We start from the raw sequence: 17,918 nt of genomic DNA, 5'->3' as shown, positions 1-17,918 counted from the left end.
CGGCGCGTGAAAAGCCGCACTTACAGGTCGGATACATGGCCGCACCAACCAGCAACTGCAAAATGCTCAAATAAACCCTTGCCAACGGAGAGCCGTCCATACACGGCCCTGATGCAGACATTTTTGCGATCAGCTTGGCAAGGACAGCTTCTGTGCAAGCTGCCGTTTCGCGGGGCGCGCGACCCTCTATTTTCCGGCTATCCCAGCCTAGCCCGTGCCTTCGCCGTCCAGGCGTTGAACAGCCGGTCGGCGATGATGCCGATGAAGGCGATGGCCAATCCGGCGACGATGCCGCGGCCGGAATCGGCCTTGGACAGCGCAATGAACACTTCCTGGCCGAGATCGCGCGTGCCGACCATGGCGCAGATGATGATCATCGCCAGCGCCATCAGGATCGTCTGGTTGACGCCAAGCATGATCTCGGGCAACGCCAGCGGCAGCTGCACGCGCAGGAACGTCTGGCGCTTGGTGCAGCCCGATACCTTTGCCGCCTCGATCAGTGCCGGCGGCACCTGCCGGAGGCCGTAATTGGTGTAGCGAATGGCAGGCACCACGGCGAAGGCGACCGTGGCGATCATCGCCGTCACGTCGCCGACGCGAAACAGCATCACCACTGGAATGATGAAGCAGAACGACGGCAGCACCTGCAGCGTGTCGATGACCGGCGTGACGACCTTCTCGACGCGGTCGCTGCGCGAAGCCATCAGCCCGATCGGGATGCCGATCAGGCAAGCGATGAAGGCCGAGATGCCGCACAGGTAGACCGTCGCCATGGTCTTTTCCCACAGGCCGGTCACCGCGCAGAAGATGGTCAGCGCGGCGACCAGGACGGCGAGGCGCAGGCCGCCGAGTTGGTAACCGGCAAGGCCAAGCAGGAACACCGCGCCCAGCCACGGGAAGCCCTCGCAGAAGGCGCGCACCGGGTTCAGCACATTGAGGATCAGCGCCACGCGAAACGCTTCGATCGTGTCGAAGAAGTTGATCGTGATCCAGCTCACCGCTGTCTTCCACATCGGGGCGGTGGTGAAAGTGATCGCTTTCGGCACCGCCGCGAACGCCGGCACAAACAGGCCAAGCAGCGTCGTGACGGCAAGGACGGCGATGGCCAGCGTCAGATTGGGGTAGCGGCGCCAGAAGCTCGGGCTCACCTCCTGATAAACATGGCCTTGCGCGTGATTGCGCGCGATCGCCTGGCTCAGCCGGTCGAGCGCGATTGCCAGCGCGACGATGGCAAGGCCGGCTTCCATTGCCTCGCCGACCTTCAGCGCGCGCAGCGCCAAAAGCACGTCGTAGCCGAGGCCGCCGGCGCCGATCATCGAAGCGATAATCACCATATTGAGCGCCAGCATGATGACTTGGTTGACGCCGACCATCAGCGCTGGACGCGCCGACGGCAAAAGCACGCGCCACAGTTTCTGGCGCGCCGTGCAGCCGGCCATCTCGCTGAAATCGTCGATCTCGGACGGCACCCGCGACAGTCCCAGCATCGTCGCGCGCACCATTGGCGGCGTCGCGAAAATGGCCGTCGCGATCATCGCCGAAACCGGACTGTTGCCGAACAAAAGAAGCATCGGGATCAGATAGGCGAAGGTTGGGATGGTCTGCATCAGATCGAGGGCAGGAGAGATCAACAGCCTCTCAGCCCATGGCTTGCGCCACGCCCAGATGCCGACGAACAATCCGGTGACGATGCAGAACGGCACGGCGATGGAGATCAGCCCGAGCGTAAGCATTGCGCTGGTCCATTGGCCGAACAGCGCGATGTAGAGGAAACAGCCGCCGACCAGCGCGCCGAGCTTCCAGCCGCCGGCGGCGCGGCCGGCCAGGAATGCAGCAATGCAGACGCCGACCCATGACAGGCGCGGCAGGACGACCATATCCGCGCCACGGCCGATCTTGAAATTCTTGGCAAGCAGATTGAGCGCGAAATCGAGCGGCACGCCGAGCGCCGCGGTGATCGACCGCGTCAGCCAGGAGAAGTTCGACTTTATCAGGTTCATCAGCGCGCTGACCCAGTCGGCGACGGAAACGATTGCGCCGGCCGGATAGTTGACTGCCCAGGGCAGCCTCTCCTGTAGCAGGAACACGGTAAGCACGGCGGCAAAGGCGCAGGCCCAGACCACCAGCCAGATCTGAACCGGCCGCGATCTCGCCTCGCTGGTGCTTGCCATCACCGTCATGCGCTAGCCCCGCGACGCTCGATCCCGGCCAGAAGATCGATCACGGCTTGCGGCGTGACCTCGCCGATCGGCTTGCCGGTGCCGTTGACCACCGCGAACGGCTTGCCGGCCGACACAATGCTTGCCGAAAAACTTGATATCTTGGCGTCCGGCGCGACCACGCCGCCATGCTCGGTGCCATCGCAGGCGCGCATCAGGCTTCGCGCCGAGATCACCTTGGCGCGGTCGACGTCGCGGGTGAATTCGGCGACATAGTCGGTCGCCGGATTGACCACCAGCTCTTCCGGCGTGCCGATCTGGATGACCTCGCCGTCCTTCATTATGGCGATGCGGTCGGCCAGCCGGATGGCCTCATCGAAATCATGGGTGATGAAGACGATGGTCTTGTGCAGCATGGTCTGCAGCCGCATCAGCTCGTCCTGCATCTCACGGCGGATCAGCGGATCGAGCGCTGAGAACGGCTCGTCGAGAAACCAGATTTCCGGCTTGGTGGCGAGGCTGCGGGCGATGCCGACACGCTGCTGCTGGCCGCCGGAAAGCTCGCGCGGATAGAAATGCTCGCGACCGCGCAAGCCGACAAGCTCGATGACCTCGCGTGCACGTGCTTCGCGCGTCGGCCGGTCCTGTCCTTGGATGCCCAGGGGAAAGGCGATGTTCTCCAGCACGTTCAGATGCGGCAGCAGGGCAAAATTCTGAAACACCATTCCCATGCGGTGACGCCGCAGCTCGATCAGTGCGGCATCGGAAATCTTGAGAAGGTTCTTGCCCTCGAACTCGACCTTGCCATGGGTCGGCTCGACCAGCCGCGACATGCAGCGCACCAGCGTCGATTTGCCGGAGCCGGACAGCCCCATGATGATGAAGATCTCGCCCTGGCGGATTTCGAGGTCGACGGCGCGCACCGCGCCGACCAGCCCGGCCGCGGCGACTTCCGCCATGCTGGCCTTGCCGTCACGCTGGCGGATAAAATTGGCCGCGTTCGCCCCGAACAGCTTCCAGACATTGTAGCAGGCAAGTTTTATCGGGCGGGCATCCTTTGGCGTGCCTGCTGCTTGTAGCACCTGTTCAGTCGTATCGGCCATGCAGTCGTCTTTCTGGAATATGGAATAGAGACCCGGCCATGAATGACCGGGTCTCGCAGTTTCCAGTTGGAGCGATCACTCGGCCCAGGCTTTCCAGTCGGCTTCGTGGGCGGCGATCCAGGCAGCGGCGACGTCTTCCGGCGTCTTGCCTTCGAGATCGATCTCGCCGCTCATCTTGTTGAGCTCGTCCGTGTCGACCGTGTAGTTTTTCGCGACCTTGTAGGCGACCGGCCATTTGTCCTTCATGCCGGCCCAGGAATATTTCCAGATCTCGCCATGCGGCTTGCCGCAGTCATATTTCGCTTCAGGGTTTACGCCCCACTTCGGGTCGTTGTAGCACTCCGGCGTATAGGCGGGGAATTCGACCCATTCGCCCTTGTATTTGGCCGGCGCCCAATGTGGCGAATAGACCCACAGCATGATCGGCGCCTTGCGCTGGTAGGCCGAATCCAGTTCGGCGAACATCGCCGCATCGGTGCCGGCATGGATGACGGTGAAGGGCAGCTTCAGCGCCGCGGCACGCTCGTCGTCAAAACCCTCCCATGTCACCGGACCGCCGAGATAGCGGCCGTTCGGCGCCGTTTCCGCCGTCGAGAAGGCTTCGGCGCATTTCGGGTCCTTCAGCGCCTCCCAGTTTGGCAGGCCCGGGCATTTCTCCTTCATGTATTCGGGATACCACCATTCTTCCTTGGCCTTGGGCCCGAGCTTACCGAGCCGTTCGGTCTGACCGGTCGCATCCGAGGCCTTCATGGCTTCGCCGGCAGTCGTGTCCCAGAATTCCAGAGCGACAGCGAGATCGCCATTGGTAAGTCCGGTGGTCAGGCTGGAGAGATAGTCGGCGGTCGGGTACTCCACCGTATATCCGAGCTTTTCCAGAATGCCGCCGAGGATCTTTGCGTTCAGATTGACGCTGGTCCAGTCGAACAGCGCGATTTTGATCGGATCATTGGATTCTGGCGCCGCAGCCTGGGCCGAAGGCGCGAGTGCACTTGCCGCGGCAAGTGTTAAGGCTCCCATTGATAGTCTCGAAATCATACTCCGCAGTGACATGCCTGTTCTCCTGTCAAGCTCTGGTGGAAGTTATCGTTCGTTCCCTTCTTGCGTCTTTTTGATTGTGTTGGAAAAGCTGGTCGTTGCGCAAGTCCATTGGCACCAAATTGCTGTCGGCGCTAAGTAGGCGCAGACGCAATGATGCCCAATTCGATGAAGATGTCGTGCGGGGCGGGGTCGCGTCATGGCTGCCGTGCTGCCGAAGCAGTGATCCGCGGATCGATCGCCGGTTTTGCGGCGCCCTCAAGCTTGCGAGCCATCAAGGTTCCATGATGTCGGCTGTCGGCAGTCACCGAAGCCATTTTCATGGGATGAAATTATATATACCAACGTTCATGTCGCGCAACGACTAATGCGGCGCGAATCGCGCAATTCGGCTGCAGTTTCGCCGCCTGCCGATTATATCAGCAGATTGACGCGTGAACCTGCCCCGTTGCTCACGACATGATCAGCCCGCCATCGACATTGATGGTCTGACCGGTGATGTAGGCGGCGTCGCTGCTGGCCAGAAAGCTGACCAGCCCTGAAACATCCTCGCCGCTGCCGGCGCGGCCCATCGGGATATTCCTGACCCATTCGGCCATCAGTTCGCCCGGCTTGTAGTCGCCCATCAGTCTGCCCCATGCCGCGTCGTTGTAGGCCCACATGTCGGTGTCGATGATGCCGGGGCAGATCGCGTTGACGGTGATCTTCTCCTTCGCCACTTCCTTGGCGAGGCTCTGGGTGATGCCGACGACGCCGAATTTCGAGGCGGCGTAGTGCGGCGTGTAGATGAAGCCCTGGCGAGCCTGGCCGGATGCGGTGTTGATCAGCCTGCCACCGTCGCCATGCTTGCGGATGCGCGCGATCGCCTCCTGGCAGCACAGGAACACGCCCTTGGTGTTGACCGCCATCACCTTGTCCCATTCGGCCTCGGTCATCGCCTCGATCCTGGCGATGGTGATGACGCCGGCATTCTGCACGGAGATGTCGACACGGCCGAACTGCTGCTCGGCCAGATCGTAGAGGGCGGCGACCTCGTCCTTCTTGGTCACGTCCATGCGCAGCGATGCGACCTTGGCGCCTTCCGCCTTCATTCCGGCGGCGACTCCGTCGACGCGCGGGTCGATGGCGCTGACGACGACCGCAGCACCTTCCGCCGCAAAGCGCCTGGCCATCGCCGCACCGATGCCGCCGCTGGCGCCCGTGATGACCGCCGTCTTACCCTGGAATCGCTTCTGCATTTTTTCTCCTACCAGCAGACGAAGCCGCCATCGACGATCAGATCGATGCCGGTGACGAAACTCGAAGCCCGGCTGGCCAGGAACACGGTCGGGCCCACCATCTCTTCCGGCGCCGCCATGCGCCCCATCGGCGTGTCGCGCTCGAAGATCCTGACCTGGTCGGCGACCTCCGGCCGCTTGTTCATCGGCGTCAGCGTGTAGCCGGGGCTGACGACGTTGACGCGCAGGCCGCGATCGGCCCATTCCATGGCGAGGCTCTTAGACATATGGATGACGGCGGCCTTCGACGAATTGTAATGCGCCTGGGTCAGGCCGCGATTGACGATCGAGCCCGACATCGACGCGACGTTGACGATCGAGCCCTTACGGCGCGTCAGCATTGCGCGCGCTTCGGCCTGGCACGACAGGAACACGCCGCTGACATTGACGTCATAGAGCTTCTGCCATTTCTCCAGCGAAAGCGTCTCGGCCGGCTCGGCCGCGGCGACGCCGGCATTGTTGACGGCGATGGTCAGCGCGCCCAGTTCCGTTTCAGTGCGTTCGATCGCCGTCGCGAGATCGGCCTCTGAAGTCACCGTGCCGGTCAGCACCAGTGCCTTGCGGCCAAGCTCCGAGATCCTGTGCGCCGTCTCGTCCAGCCCGCCTTTCGAGGCATGGCCGAAACAGGCGATATTGGCGCCGGCCTCGGCCAGGCCGATGGCGATTGCTTGCCCGATGCCGCTGCCGGCGCCGGTGACGATGGCAACGTCCCCATGAAGATCGAATAGTTTCATTGAAATGTTTCCTGTTGAGCCGCCGGTGCTGCCTAGGAATGAAGGGGCGCCAGCCTCGGCTGGCGCCCCGCGCGGTCCGGTGCTTGGGAGAATACCACCTGCTGCGCTTTGTTCCGATTCCCCGATCGCCGGTTACGTCCTAGCTTGTGGCGAGCTCCATGACGGCGACGTTGCTTGCTTCGCTGCGATCGAGAATGCCGCGCTGGCGGCCACGGCTCAGCACCAGCACGCGATGCGACAGCCCGAGCACTTCCTCGAGGTCGGAGCTCACCACCACCACCGCCATTCCGGAGCGGGCGAGGTCGGCGATGACATCGTAGATCGCGGCGCGGGCGCCGACATCGATGCCGCGTGTCGGCTCGTCCAGGATGAACACCTTGGGCGGCCGTGAAATCCATTTGGCGATAATCACCTTCTGCTGGTTGCCGCCGGAGAGCTTGCTGATCGCCTGGTTAGGCCGGCCCTTGACGCCGAGCCGGCTTATGCCGGCCTCGGCGAATTTCTGCACCGCCTTCGGAAACACCCAGCCATTCGGCGCGACATGGTCGAAATTGCCGATTGCCAGATTCTCGCCAATGGTCTGGTCGAGCACCACGCCTTGCGCCTTGCGGTCTTCCGGCACCAGCACGACGCCGGCCTTGATCGCCGCCGCCGGGCCATTGAGGTGCACCGGTTTGCCGGCGACGCGCACCGACCCCGACGAAATCGGATCGGCGCCCGCGATCGCCCGCACCAGTTCGGTGCGGCCGGCGCCGATCAGGCCGGCGATGCCAAGGATTTCGCCGGTCCGCACCGAGAAGCTGACATTCTGAAAACTGCGTTCCGGCGAGGACAGGTTCTCGACTTCGAGCAACGTCTCGCTGCCCGGTTCCGAGAGCGGCGGGAACATCCGCTCGACGCTGCGGCCGACCATCTGCTCGACCACGGTGCGCACCGGAATGTCGGCGCGCTCGTGCCGGGCGACGATGCGCCCGTCGCGCATCACCACCACGCGGTCGGCGATCTCAGCGATCTCGTCCAGCCGGTGGCTGATATAGATGAAGGACATGCCTTCCGCCTTGAGCTTGCGGATCTGCTGGAACAACAGTTCCGTTTCTTCGCTGCCAAGCGCTGCTGTCGGTTCGTCGAAGATCAGAAGCTCGGCATTGAGCGTCAGTGCCTTGGCGATCTCGACCTGTTGCTGGGCGGCGATGCGCAGCGTGCGCACCTTGCGATCCGGCGAAACATCGAGGCCGAGGCGCTTCAGTTGGGCCGATGCCCGCGCATTCATAGCCGCGCGGTCGATGCGGCCGCCGCGCATCGGCAGGCGTCCGACATAGACGTTCTCGGCGACTGAAAGATCTGGCAGCAGCTTCAGTTCCTGGTGGATCATGCCGACACCGGCGTCGATGGCCGCGGCGGGAGAGGCGGGGGAATAGGGTTTCCCCCGCCATGTGATGCTGCCGGCATCGGGTTTGGTCGACCCGGCGATGATGTTCGAAACGGTGGACTTGCCCGCGCCATTTTCTCCAAGCAGCGCCACGACCTCTCCCGGCCGCACCTCGAAGCTCGCATCGGCCAGGACCTGGACCGGTCCATAGCTCTTGCAGAGGCCGCTGACGAAGAGCCCCAGATGCAGGGTCTGCGTATGGCTGAGATCCAAGGCCATCGTTCCGTTACCGATTGTCAGGGATGCTTGGCGATGAACTGGTCGACATTGTCCTTGGTGGTCAGCGTCGCGTCCTGCAGCTGTTCTGCGGGAACGGTTTCGCCGGCCACCAGCTTGATCGCCGCGTCGACGGCAAGCCGGCCCATGCCTTGTGTCTGCTGCGTCGCGGTTACGTCGAAGACGCCGCCCTTCAGTGCCTTGAGCGCCGCCACGTCGCCGTCGAAGCCGGCAACCCAGACCTTGTGGCCGGGATTGGCGACCTTGACCGCCTGCGCGGCACCGAGCGCCAGCGCATCGGCCTGGCCGATGACGATCGACACGTCGGGATGTGACTGCAGCAGGTCCTGCGTCAGCTTGAAGCCTTCGTCCTGATGCCAGCCTTCGCTCCACAGCTCGCCGACCACCTTGATGTCGGGATAGCCGCTCAGCGCTTCGCCGCAGCCCTTCGACCGGTCGACCTCGGGCGTCGTGCCTTTCTGGCCATGGATGATGATCAGCTCGCCTTTGCCGCCGGCCTGCTTGGCGATGTAGTCGCACACCGCCCTGGCCGATGCCACGCTGTTGGTGGCGATGAAGGTGTCGCCGGGTGCGCCCTCGGCATTGCGGTCGACATTGATGACCGGGATGCCGGCAGCCTTGGCCGTCTTGGTCGGCACGGTGGCGGCGGTGGCGCCGGCCGGGATGTAGATCAGCGCATCGATGTTCTGCGTGATCAGGTCCTGCACCTGGCTGACCTGGGTCGCCGAATCGCCCTTGGCGTCGACGGTGATGATCTCGATGCCCTTTTCCTTGCCGTAGGCTTCGACGGACTGCTTGATTTGGTTGAAGAAATCGGCCTGCAGATTGGCGACGGCAAGGCCAAGCTTCTTGGCCTCCTTAGCCGATGCCGTCTCGGACAGTCCGAGCAGCGGAATGACGGCCGCGGCAGCAAGCAGCAATGAACGTTTGGTCAGCATGTGTTTCCTCCGTTGATGTTCAATCTGTTCTGCCGGCGCATCACGGCGCCCTTGGCCGAACAACTCCCAGTTCGGATCACCGATCCGTTTTCGCCCGGACAACCCTGGCGAATTCTTCATTGCGTTCTGCGCCGCCACGTATCCGTGGCCACCGCCAGCGCGATCACCACGCCGATCACCACCTGCTGGATGAAGGGCGACACGCCGAGCAGGTTCAGACCGTTGCGCAGCACGCCGATGATGAGCACGCCGATGGCGGTGCCGCCGATCGAGCCGACGCCTCCCGACAGGCTGGCGCCGCCGATCACCACCGCCGCGATCGTGTCCAGTTCGTAGCCGAAGCCGGAGCTCGGCTGGACGGAATCGAGCCGTGCCGCAAGCACGATGCCGGCAAGCCCGGCCAGCACGCCGCAGATTGCATAGACCCAGTTGGTCAGCGATTTGACCGGTATGCCGGACAGCCTGGCGACTTCGGCGCTGCCGCCGATCGCGTAGAGGCTGCGACCGGTCACGCGATAGTTGAGGAAGATTGCGAAGATGATCGCCAGAATGATCATCAAGCCGACGGTGACCGACAGGAAGCCAAAATGGCGGATGATCGACAGGCTAGTGAACCAGTCGGGGAAGCCGATGATCTGCGAGCCGTCGGTGATCATGTTGGCGAGACCGCGGGCCACCGACATCATGGCCAGCGTGGCGATGAAGGGCGGCAGCTTGGTGACGGTCACGAGCAGGCCTGAAACCAGCCCGCAAAGTCCAGCAACGACAAGCGCTGTGACGATGCCGGCGGGCATGCCGAGATTGAGATGGTCGGGATGGGCGACGAACCCCATCACCATGGCGGCGAGCGCCAGCACGGAGCCGACGGACAGGTCGATCCCGCCGATCAGGATGACCAGCGTCATGCCGATCGCCATGATGCCGAGCACGGTGACCTGGTCGAGCACGTTGAGGATGTTGCGGACGGTCAGGAACGTGTCGGTGGTCAGCGACAGCGCAAGGCACAGCAGCACCAGCCCGATCAGCGGTCCCATGGTCCCGGCGAACAGGGCCGAAAGCTTCACGCCCGCCGCGGCCTGCGCACCTGGGCCGGCCTTTAACTCGCTTGCACCGTTGCTCAGAGCCATTTTGTCTCCTCCATCAGCGATCCGGCGATGCGTCGTCGGCTCACTCTTGCTCACCAGGCACCTCCCTGTGAACAATTTATCTTTAATGTGCAATTTTGTTCAGCTAAACTGTTCGTCGGAAAATTGTCAAGGCCCGCCGCATCATTCCACGCCGGTTTGCGCCGCCAGCCGGTTTGCCTTACGAAAGGGCAAGAAATGCCGCGTTTCAGGTCCGCCCTCATCCCGCGACTTCGTTTCGGCTGCTTGAGCAGGCCGAGACGGCCAAGACAAAGTAAATGTTCACCATTTTGGCTTTCATCTCGCGTTGTAGACGATATCCTGTCGATGTCATTAATCTTGAATCCTGGGAGCGCAGAACGATTTCGTGGCGCTTGGTGGGATACGCCACTTGAATGGCATTTAAGGATTCGGACGACCGCGGGAGGGCAAAAAGATGGCGATGACGGAGAATGACAAGGCCTCGCGCTTCCCGGATGCCGAACTGAAGGCGCGTGCCGCTTGGCACTATTATGTCGAGGGGCTGACGCAAGAGAGGATTTCGGAGATCCTCGGGATCGGTCGCATCAAGGTGCATCGCATCCTGTCCGCCGCGCGTGAGGAGGGCGTCGTCCAGTTCCGCATCCGCGACAGCGTGGTCGAATGCTTGGTGCTGGAAGAGGCTCTGAAGCAGCGTTTCGGACTGAGCCAGGCGGTTGTGGTGCCGTCGGCCGCCGACCGAACCAACACGCCGCTGATGATCGGCCATGCCGCGGGCGCCTATCTGGCCGACAATGTGAATGCCGGCGATGTCATCGCACTTGGCTGGGGGAGGACGCTGAAATTCGCCATCAACGAATTGCCGCGGCGGCCGATCGCCAGGACGACGGTGGTTTCCATGCTGGGCGGCCTCACCCATGCCCAGCCGCTCAACCCGACCGAGAGCGCCTGGGAATTCGCCGAAAAGATCGGCGCCGAGTGCTTTCTGCTGCCGGTGCCGGTCTATGCTGACAGGCCGGAGCAGCGCGAAGCTTTCATGAGCCAGCGCAGCGTTCAGGACGTCGTCTTCCGCGCGCGCCGGGCAAACATCGCCGTGCTCAGCGTCGGATCATTTTCCAACGACAGCCCGATCGCCAATTACGGCTTCATCAAGCCCAGCGAACTCGAGGAATTGCAGGCGGCCGGCGCAGTTGGTGATATTTTATGCCATTTCATCGACGCCGAGGGCCGGCTCGTCGACCATGAGGTCAACCGCCGGGTCTGCGCCTATCCGCTGCAGGACCTGTCGGACATCCCGGCCATCATCCTGGTCTCGGGAGGGCAGGAAAAAATTGCCATCATGCGGGCGGCGCTCGCCAACACCAAGATATCGGTTCTGATCACCGACGAGGATGCGGCCAAGGGCCTGCTCAACCGCTAACCTCGCTTAGCGCCTCGAGGCGGGCATGGATGTCGCGCGTCGCCTGATAGAGGTCGCGGTAGATCGCTTTGCGCGCCCGGTAACCGGAGACCAGCACGTCGGCCGGCTCGACATGCCTGGTTGGCGGCGCGGCCATCGCCTCAGCCGCGGTCTCCGGCGAGGGAAACCATCCGATGGCGGAGGCCGCCAGCATGGCGGCGCCGAGCGCTGCGGCTTCGTTGACCGGCGAGACGGAGAGCGGCCGCTCGAGCACGCTTGCCATGATCCGCATCAGCAGGGCGCAGTTGGTGCCGCCGCCGGCAGCTATCACAGCCGCCGGTTTGCCGCCGGCTTGAGTTTCCATTGCTTCGCTGGCGATGGCCTGCTCGAAGGCGATGCCTTCCAGAACCGCTCGAAAAAGGTGCTTCGGCTCATGGTCAAGCGACAGACCGACAATGGCGCCTCTCGCCGCGCCGTCCCAGTAGGGGCTCATGACACCGGCCCAATAGGGCATGACAAGCAGGCCCTCGCTGCCGGCGGAAACGTCGACCGCCGCCTTCTCCAGCGCTGCGGCCGACGGCGAGCCGGTCGTGCGAACGATCCAGTCGACCAGTTGCATGCCCGAGCGCAGCACGGTCTCCAACATGAAGCCCGAACCGGTCGGCGAGACCAGCGTTCGAAACGCGTTCGACGTCGTGATCTTACCGGAATAACAGCCGCTGACGATGCCCGAGCCAAGCGAGAGATAGCTTTTGCCTTCGGCGTGAACGCCCATGCCGAGGCCCATCGCCTGGCCGTCGCCGGCGCCGGCGACAACAGGCGTGCCGGCCTTCAGGCCGGTCAGCCGTGCCGCACTTTCGACAAGTCCGCCGCAGATTGCGCCCGGCGCGACCAGTTCCGGCAACTGGTCCGGCCGGAGTCCTGCGGCGGTAACGAGCTCAGGGTGCCAAGTGCCATTCCTGACGTCGAGCAGCCCGAGCGGATCCGCACTTGCCGTGCTGGTGACCAGATGTGCGGTCAGCCGGTGGACGAAGAAGCCATGCACGTCGACGAGTGCGGCTGCGTCGTCGAGCGTTTGCGGCTGGTGTTCGGCCAGCCAGGCGATCGCATAGAGCGCGGGCGTCGGGTCTGGCGGCTTGCCGCTCCAGTCGCGGATCGTCTCGCGGCCGAGCTCAGCCGAAAGCCTGATAACTTGCGGGCGCGCGCGCTCGTCCAGCCACAGGATCGCCGGAATAAGCGGCTTGCCGGCGTGATCGATCAGGGTGAAGGTCTCGCGCTGGTGGGCGATGGAGATCGCCGCCACTCGCGAAGCGCCCACCGCCTCAGTGACCTGCTTCAATGCACCGAGCAGCGCGGTCCACCAATGTTCGGCATCCTGCTCGAAATGGCCGGGCTTGGGATTTGAAAGCGGATAGGCTTCGCGCGCCTGGAACAGTTCCTCGCCGTCGCGCGTGAAAGCGATCGCCTTCACGGCCGTCGTCGAGGCGTCGATCCCGATTACGACATCGTCCATCAGGTGGAAATCCAGCGGATTCAGGCGGCGTTTGTAACGAACCGTCCGTCCGACTGGTCGAGACGACGGCGGATCTGGGTTATCACCATCGAATCGTCGGGTACACAGTTTTCGTAGGTGAGGAAATCGCCTGTCTTGACCGGCTTGACCACCTTGGCCCGCTCGGCGAGGCCGAGCGGCAGGGCGCCGCGGGCGCGCGCGTCCTCCCAGGTCATGGCGAAGCCGCGATAGTCGTTCTCGCCGATCATGCCGAGCGACTGGCCAAGGGCAAGGTCGCTCTTGGCAACCGCCACCGCCTCGGCGACCGGATGGTCGAGCGGCTCCATGTCGGCGCGCTTGTAGACCACGGCGCGCGCCGCCGACAGCGGCACTTCCAGGCTGGTCAAATGATAGGGGCGGAAGATCGTGAAATAGGGGCCCTTGCCGACCTTGAGGTCGATCATGCGCTCCAGCACGCGCGGATGCCGGGTCTCGATGATGCAGAACACGCCGGGCGCCACGCCCTTGCCGATCGAATAGTCGACCACCCCCTTGCGATGCAGCACGCCGCCATCCTCGCGCGGGCAAAGCACGCTGGCGAGTTCCTCCAGCGTCGCGGTCGGGCCGTGCATGCCCGGCACATCGGGCACCAGGCCGGTGGCATTGGCGATCGCCACCATCTCGATCGCCGTCTTCGAGCCGTCGACGAATTCGACCAGCATGCGCGCATTCATGTTGCGCTCGGCCGCCTCCTTCTCGTAGTCGGCCGGCATTGCGTCGATCTTCAGCGGATTGTTCTTGCCCTTGCCGGCGGCGATGATGTTGAAGCCGAGGCTCTTGGCAAAGCCGATGATCTCCAGCGTGCAGGCCGGCTCGTCGCCGGCCGCACCCGTATAGACGACGCCCGCCTTGCGCGCCTCCTCCTTGAGAAAGCGGCCGATGGTGATGTCGGCTTCGACGTTGAGCATCACGATATGCTTGCCGTTCTTCATCACTTCGAGCGCGAACAGCGTGCCGATGTTGGGATTGCCTGTCGCGTCGATGATGACGTCGATACGGCCGGCGGAAGCCAGCGCATGCAAATCTTCGGTCACCGCGATCTTGCCGGCCTCGATGGCGCGGTCGATGTCAGCTGCATTGCCGGCGTGGACGATGTCCGAGCGGTCGTGGCCGGCGAGCAGCGCTGCATCGATCGCCGCCTGCGGCCTGACCTCGGAAATGGCGCCGATCCGCATGCCCGGCATCAACGCCACCTGGACGACGATGTCGGTGCCCATCTGCCCGGCGCCGGCAAGCCCGATGGTGATCGGCCCCTGCTTTTCAGCGCGTTGCAAAAGTTCCGCTGCAAATTGCGGATGGGCCATGTCACTTCCTCCAGCTCTTGCCGCGCCGCGGCGTCGAAGTCATTTTGAACATTCCTATTTCTAAATGAAAAATATTTCAACATGCAATTCGGCAGCCATCATTCCACAATTGTGTGATTCGATTGTGCACCCTTGGCATGCTGCTTGGCTGCTCGGTCAGCTAGGGAGCAGAAGGCGGTGATCTCTAGGGATGCAGACGGCGATGACCGAGACATCGCTTCTCGCAAGCGAGCAAGTGCGGCGATAAGCTGCTTCATGGCGGCTCAGCTGCCGGTGCGTCTATCGCTAACGACGAAGCGCGCGACAGGTAACGCCAACCGGCATGCCCGATCGGCGCATTCCAGTATCTTAACTGCCGACCTCGAAGAAGGGCGCGCCAAGCAGGTCGGGAACGACATCGATGCCGAGGCCCGGTCCGTCCGGAATGCCGATGCGGCTTCCCGAAACCGGCGGCATGTTCGATGCGGTGCGCACCGTCACCCATTCGTGGAAGGCAATGGCGTGCAGCCGGCGCTCCTCCGGCGTCGACAGCGACAGATGCGCCATGGCTGATGTGTCGATCTCGGCGCCGCCGGTGTCTTCGACGGTGATCATGAAGCCGAGATCGACGGCAAGGTCGCGGATCTGGCGCGTCTTGGTCACGCCGCCGAGCCGCGAGATCTTCAGCGTCAGCCCGTCGGCCGCGCCCTTGCGGTGGATGTCGAGCATGTCGTCCAGCGAGGCGACGGATTCGTCCAGCACCATCGGCTTGTCGAGCGAGCGGCGCACCGACATGCATTCATCGATCGTGGTGCAGGGCTGCTCGAACGTGTAGTCGATGGCACGCGTCGCGTCAGTGAACTGGCGCGCCTGATAGGGCGTCCAGCCGGCATTGGCGTCGCAGAAGATGACGGTGCCCTTCGGCACCGAAGCGGCGACCGCGGTGACGCGCTCGATGTCGTCATGGACGTTGCCGCCGACCTTGACCTGCAGCCGGTGAAACCCGTCCTTGACGATGCGCTTGGCAAGTGCGGCCATCGCATCGACCGTGCCATGGGTAACGACCTTGTATAGTTCTGCCGTCTCGCTCTCGCGCCCGCCGAGCAGCGTTACCAGCGGTATGTCGGCGGCGCGTGCCGCGAGATCCGAGCATGCCATGTCGAGCGCCGACTTGATGTAGGGATGGCCCTTGAACACCGTGTCCATCAGCCTGCCGATACTGGCCAAGGCTCGGGGATCGTGGCCGAGCAGATGCGGCGCGATTTCGATGATGCCGGCGCGAGTGCCGGCCGCGAATGCCGGCGAGTAGAAATTGCCGAGCGGCGCCATTTCGCCCCACCCGGTCAGCCCGCTGTCGGCGGTGATGGCGACGATCACCGCGTCGAACGCGTCGGCGACACGACCCTTGGACATACGATAGGGCCCGTCCACGAAGGGCTGCACGACATGGTAGGCCTTGATGGTTTTGATCTGCAATTTCTCTGTCCGTTGTCTGTGATGTCCTGACGAAGCCGAAATTGGCGCCGGTGGACTCAGCTGGCTTCTGGCCGGTTGCGCGTCGGACCAGCGCGATCGGCCTTGGCGCCCTTGGAGTCGCGCTGTTCGAGGCTGCGCGCATAGGCGAGCAGTTCTTCGAAGTCGAGGCCGATATGCTCGCGGGCGTGGCTTTGTGCGGCGCGCATGTCGGCGCCTTTCAGCAACCGCACATAGGTCTCGTGGATGTCTTCGTCAGGCACCGGCTCTTTGCGCGCCCGCTGATGCAGGGCGAAATACATCTGCAGCCGGCTGGTCAGTCGCTGCCAGATCTCGAGCAGAACCGAATTGTCGGCCCATTCGTGGATCAGGCCGTGCAATTGCAGCGCCGTTTCGATCTGCCTTGTGGTGTCGCGGTCGCGCGTCGCCTGCTTCACCGCCTCGTGGCGCCGGTCAAGCTCGTCGAAGAACCGCTGGTCGCGAAGCGGCCAGGTCAGTTCGATGGCGAACTCATCCAGAACCTTGTTGAGCGAATAGGCGTCGTCGATGTCCTTGGCGGTCACATCAATGACGAAGGTTCCGGCGTAAGGAATGCTGGTCAGGATGCCTTCCTGGACCAGCTCACGCATCGCTTCGCGCAGCGGTGCGCGGCTCACCCGCATCTGCTCGGCAATCCTGAGTTCGTTGAGTTTCTGCCCGGGTTCCAGCTGGCCGGTCAGGATTGCACGCCGAAGCAACGCCACGATCTCGGCGCGTCTTGTCGTGTCCGCGATCGGAGCAAAATCCAGCTTCCCCATTCCTCAACTCCACAAGGTGCCGGAAGCAGAGAAGCAGATTGTCGACAATCTAACAAGAGGTATCTATGGACTCCCGGTTTCGGGCAGATTTCGATCCGGCTCTCCGATCCCAATTGCGCGTTCATGCCCGCGGCCAAGGCCGATCGCGCCGATGTCGCCGGCCTTGTCGAACTGCTTCAGCAAAACGGCGCCCTCGGCATAGCCGGGGGCGCCGCTGGACCGGGCCTGATGGGGGGTATCAGGTGGCCGGTTTCTCTGGCAGCGGCGAGACAGGCATTCCAGGGCCGATCTTCTGCAGATTGCCTGTTATCACCTGGTCGCCTTCCGATACGCCGCTCGAGATGGCCACCAGATCGCCATTGGTCGGCCCGAGCGAAACGATGCGCTGGTCGACAGTGTTGTCCTTGCCGACGACGTAGAGGTATTTGCCGAGCTGGCTCGATCCCAACGCCGTCTGCGGCACCATCAGTGCATCGGGCTGCTGCTTGATGTGCAGCCTGACGCGAACATATTGGCCCGGCAGCAGTGTGAACTTGGCATTGCCGATCGTCGCCCGTGCGGTGATGGTGCCGGTCGAACGATCGACCGTGTTGTCGATGAAGGTGAGCTGACCTCTCTGGCGCGGCTCCGTATCGCCGGGAAGCAGGACGTCGACATCGACGGGCCCCGCCGCGCGGGCTTCCTCGATCTGCACCAGATCCGTTTCACTCGGGTTGAAGGTGACATAGATCGGGTCGAGTTGCACCAGCGTGTTGAGCACAGTGCCGGCGACGCTGACCAGGGTTCCGACCGAGGCCTGGTTGCGGCCGACGCGCCCGGCGAACGGCGCCTTGATTTCGGAATAGCTCAGATTGAGCTCGGCGGTCCGCACAGCCGCCTGGTTCACGGCGAGCGAGGCCTGGGCCTCGCGCAAGCTGCTGGTGCGCTGGTCGAACGCATCCTTGGCGATGTATCCGCTCTTGGCGAGCTCGGTGCCGCGACCAAGGCTGGAACGCGCATAGTCGAGCGTTGCTTCGTCGCGCTGGACCTGAGCCTTCGCCTGGTCGAGGGCGGCCTGGAAATCCTCTGGAGCGATCTTGTAGAGAAGGTCGCCCTTCTTGACATCGCTGCCGTCGGGCGCGACCTGCTCCTGCAGATAACCCGGTACGCGCGCCTGCAGCGTGATGCTGCGGATCGGCTCTGTGCGGGCGGCATAGTCGAGATAGATCGGGATCGTCTTCTTGACGACGCTCACCACCGGCACCGGCATGACAAACGCCGCGGGTTCGGGCGTTGCCGCTCCTGCCGTACCGGCGTTGAGCCCGAAATTCCCCATGTCGAGCAAGTGAACGCTGGCCACCGAGATCGCCCCAACGGCAACGGCCGCTCCCAATGCAATTTTCCATTTACGCATGATCAA

The 17,918-nt window shown here is 63.4% G+C and carries 14 protein-coding genes; 1 reads left to right on the top strand and 13 read right to left on the bottom strand.

What is annotated here, in order from left to right:
• Positions 1-197: 197 nt before the first annotated feature.
• The 8 genes from ACWTU7_RS16455 to ACWTU7_RS16420 all read right to left on the bottom strand — a co-directional run bounded on the left by ACWTU7_RS16455 (position 198) and on the right by ACWTU7_RS16420 (position 10,039).
• The gene (locus ACWTU7_RS16455) at positions 198-2,180 is read right to left on the bottom strand and encodes an ABC transporter permease (RefSeq protein WP_455839038.1); all 1,983 of its coding nucleotides are present in this window, start codon (positions 2,178-2,180) and stop codon (positions 198-200) included.
• Positions 2,177-3,262, bottom strand: a complete 1,086-nt coding sequence (locus ACWTU7_RS16450) for a quaternary amine ABC transporter ATP-binding protein (protein WP_455839039.1) — start codon at positions 3,260-3,262, stop codon at positions 2,177-2,179. The genes ACWTU7_RS16455 and ACWTU7_RS16450 overlap by 4 nt, the downstream gene beginning before the upstream one ends.
• 75 nt (positions 3,263-3,337) lie before the next feature.
• Positions 3,338-4,312 (bottom strand): ABC transporter substrate-binding protein, encoded by a 975-nt coding sequence (locus ACWTU7_RS16445; RefSeq protein WP_127314302.1) that lies wholly within the window; start codon positions 4,310-4,312, stop codon positions 3,338-3,340.
• A 437-nt stretch (positions 4,313-4,749) separates the two neighbouring features.
• Entirely contained in the window at positions 4,750-5,535 is a 786-nt protein-coding gene (locus ACWTU7_RS16440) for an SDR family oxidoreductase (protein WP_455839040.1), read from the bottom strand.
• Between the two features lie 8 nt (positions 5,536-5,543).
• The gene (locus ACWTU7_RS16435; protein WP_455839041.1) at positions 5,544-6,308 is read right to left on the bottom strand and encodes an SDR family oxidoreductase; all 765 of its coding nucleotides are present in this window, start codon (positions 6,306-6,308) and stop codon (positions 5,544-5,546) included.
• 139 nt (positions 6,309-6,447) lie between these two features.
• Positions 6,448-7,950, bottom strand: a complete 1,503-nt coding sequence (locus ACWTU7_RS16430; RefSeq protein WP_455839042.1) for a sugar ABC transporter ATP-binding protein — start codon at positions 7,948-7,950, stop codon at positions 6,448-6,450.
• 23 nt (positions 7,951-7,973) lie between these two features.
• Positions 7,974-8,912 (bottom strand): substrate-binding domain-containing protein, encoded by a 939-nt coding sequence (locus ACWTU7_RS16425; protein WP_455839043.1) that lies wholly within the window; start codon positions 8,910-8,912, stop codon positions 7,974-7,976.
• Positions 8,913-9,028: 116 nt separating this feature from the next.
• Complete coding sequence (locus tag ACWTU7_RS16420; protein ID WP_455839044.1) at positions 9,029-10,039, bottom strand: ABC transporter permease; 1,011 nt, start codon at positions 10,037-10,039, stop codon at positions 9,029-9,031.
• A 433-nt stretch (positions 10,040-10,472) separates the two neighbouring features.
• Here ACWTU7_RS16420 and ACWTU7_RS16415 point away from each other — a divergent pair, with 433 nt between their 5' ends.
• Positions 10,473-11,435, top strand: coding sequence for a sugar-binding transcriptional regulator (locus ACWTU7_RS16415; RefSeq protein WP_029355395.1), 963 nt, complete (start codon positions 10,473-10,475; stop codon positions 11,433-11,435).
• Here the strand turns inward: ACWTU7_RS16415 and ACWTU7_RS16410 are convergent.
• The 5 genes from ACWTU7_RS16410 to ACWTU7_RS16390 all read right to left on the bottom strand — a co-directional run bounded on the left by ACWTU7_RS16410 (position 11,425) and on the right by ACWTU7_RS16390 (position 17,912).
• Entirely contained in the window at positions 11,425-12,927 is a 1,503-nt protein-coding gene (locus ACWTU7_RS16410) for a xylulokinase (protein WP_455839045.1), read from the bottom strand. The genes ACWTU7_RS16415 and ACWTU7_RS16410 overlap by 11 nt on opposite strands.
• Positions 12,928-12,947: 20 nt before the next feature.
• On the bottom strand, positions 12,948-14,270 hold the full coding sequence (locus ACWTU7_RS16405; RefSeq protein WP_455839046.1) for an NAD(P)H-dependent oxidoreductase: 1,323 nt from the start codon (positions 14,268-14,270) through the stop codon (positions 12,948-12,950).
• A 348-nt stretch (positions 14,271-14,618) separates the two neighbouring features.
• Entirely contained in the window at positions 14,619-15,725 is a 1,107-nt protein-coding gene (locus tag ACWTU7_RS16400; RefSeq protein ID WP_455839047.1) for a mandelate racemase/muconate lactonizing enzyme family protein, read from the bottom strand.
• Between the two features lie 56 nt (positions 15,726-15,781).
• On the bottom strand, positions 15,782-16,519 hold the full coding sequence (locus ACWTU7_RS16395) for a GntR family transcriptional regulator (protein WP_455839048.1): 738 nt from the start codon (positions 16,517-16,519) through the stop codon (positions 15,782-15,784).
• 238 nt (positions 16,520-16,757) lie between these two features.
• Entirely contained in the window at positions 16,758-17,912 is a 1,155-nt protein-coding gene (locus ACWTU7_RS16390) for an efflux RND transporter periplasmic adaptor subunit (protein ID WP_455839049.1), read from the bottom strand.
• Between the last annotated feature and the right edge of the window lie 6 nt (positions 17,913-17,918).

Source organism: Mesorhizobium sp. BHscii, from assembly GCF_053848065.1.
The sequence above is the reverse complement of the archived record's forward strand: the minus strand, read 5'-3'. Positions and strand labels throughout refer to the sequence as shown.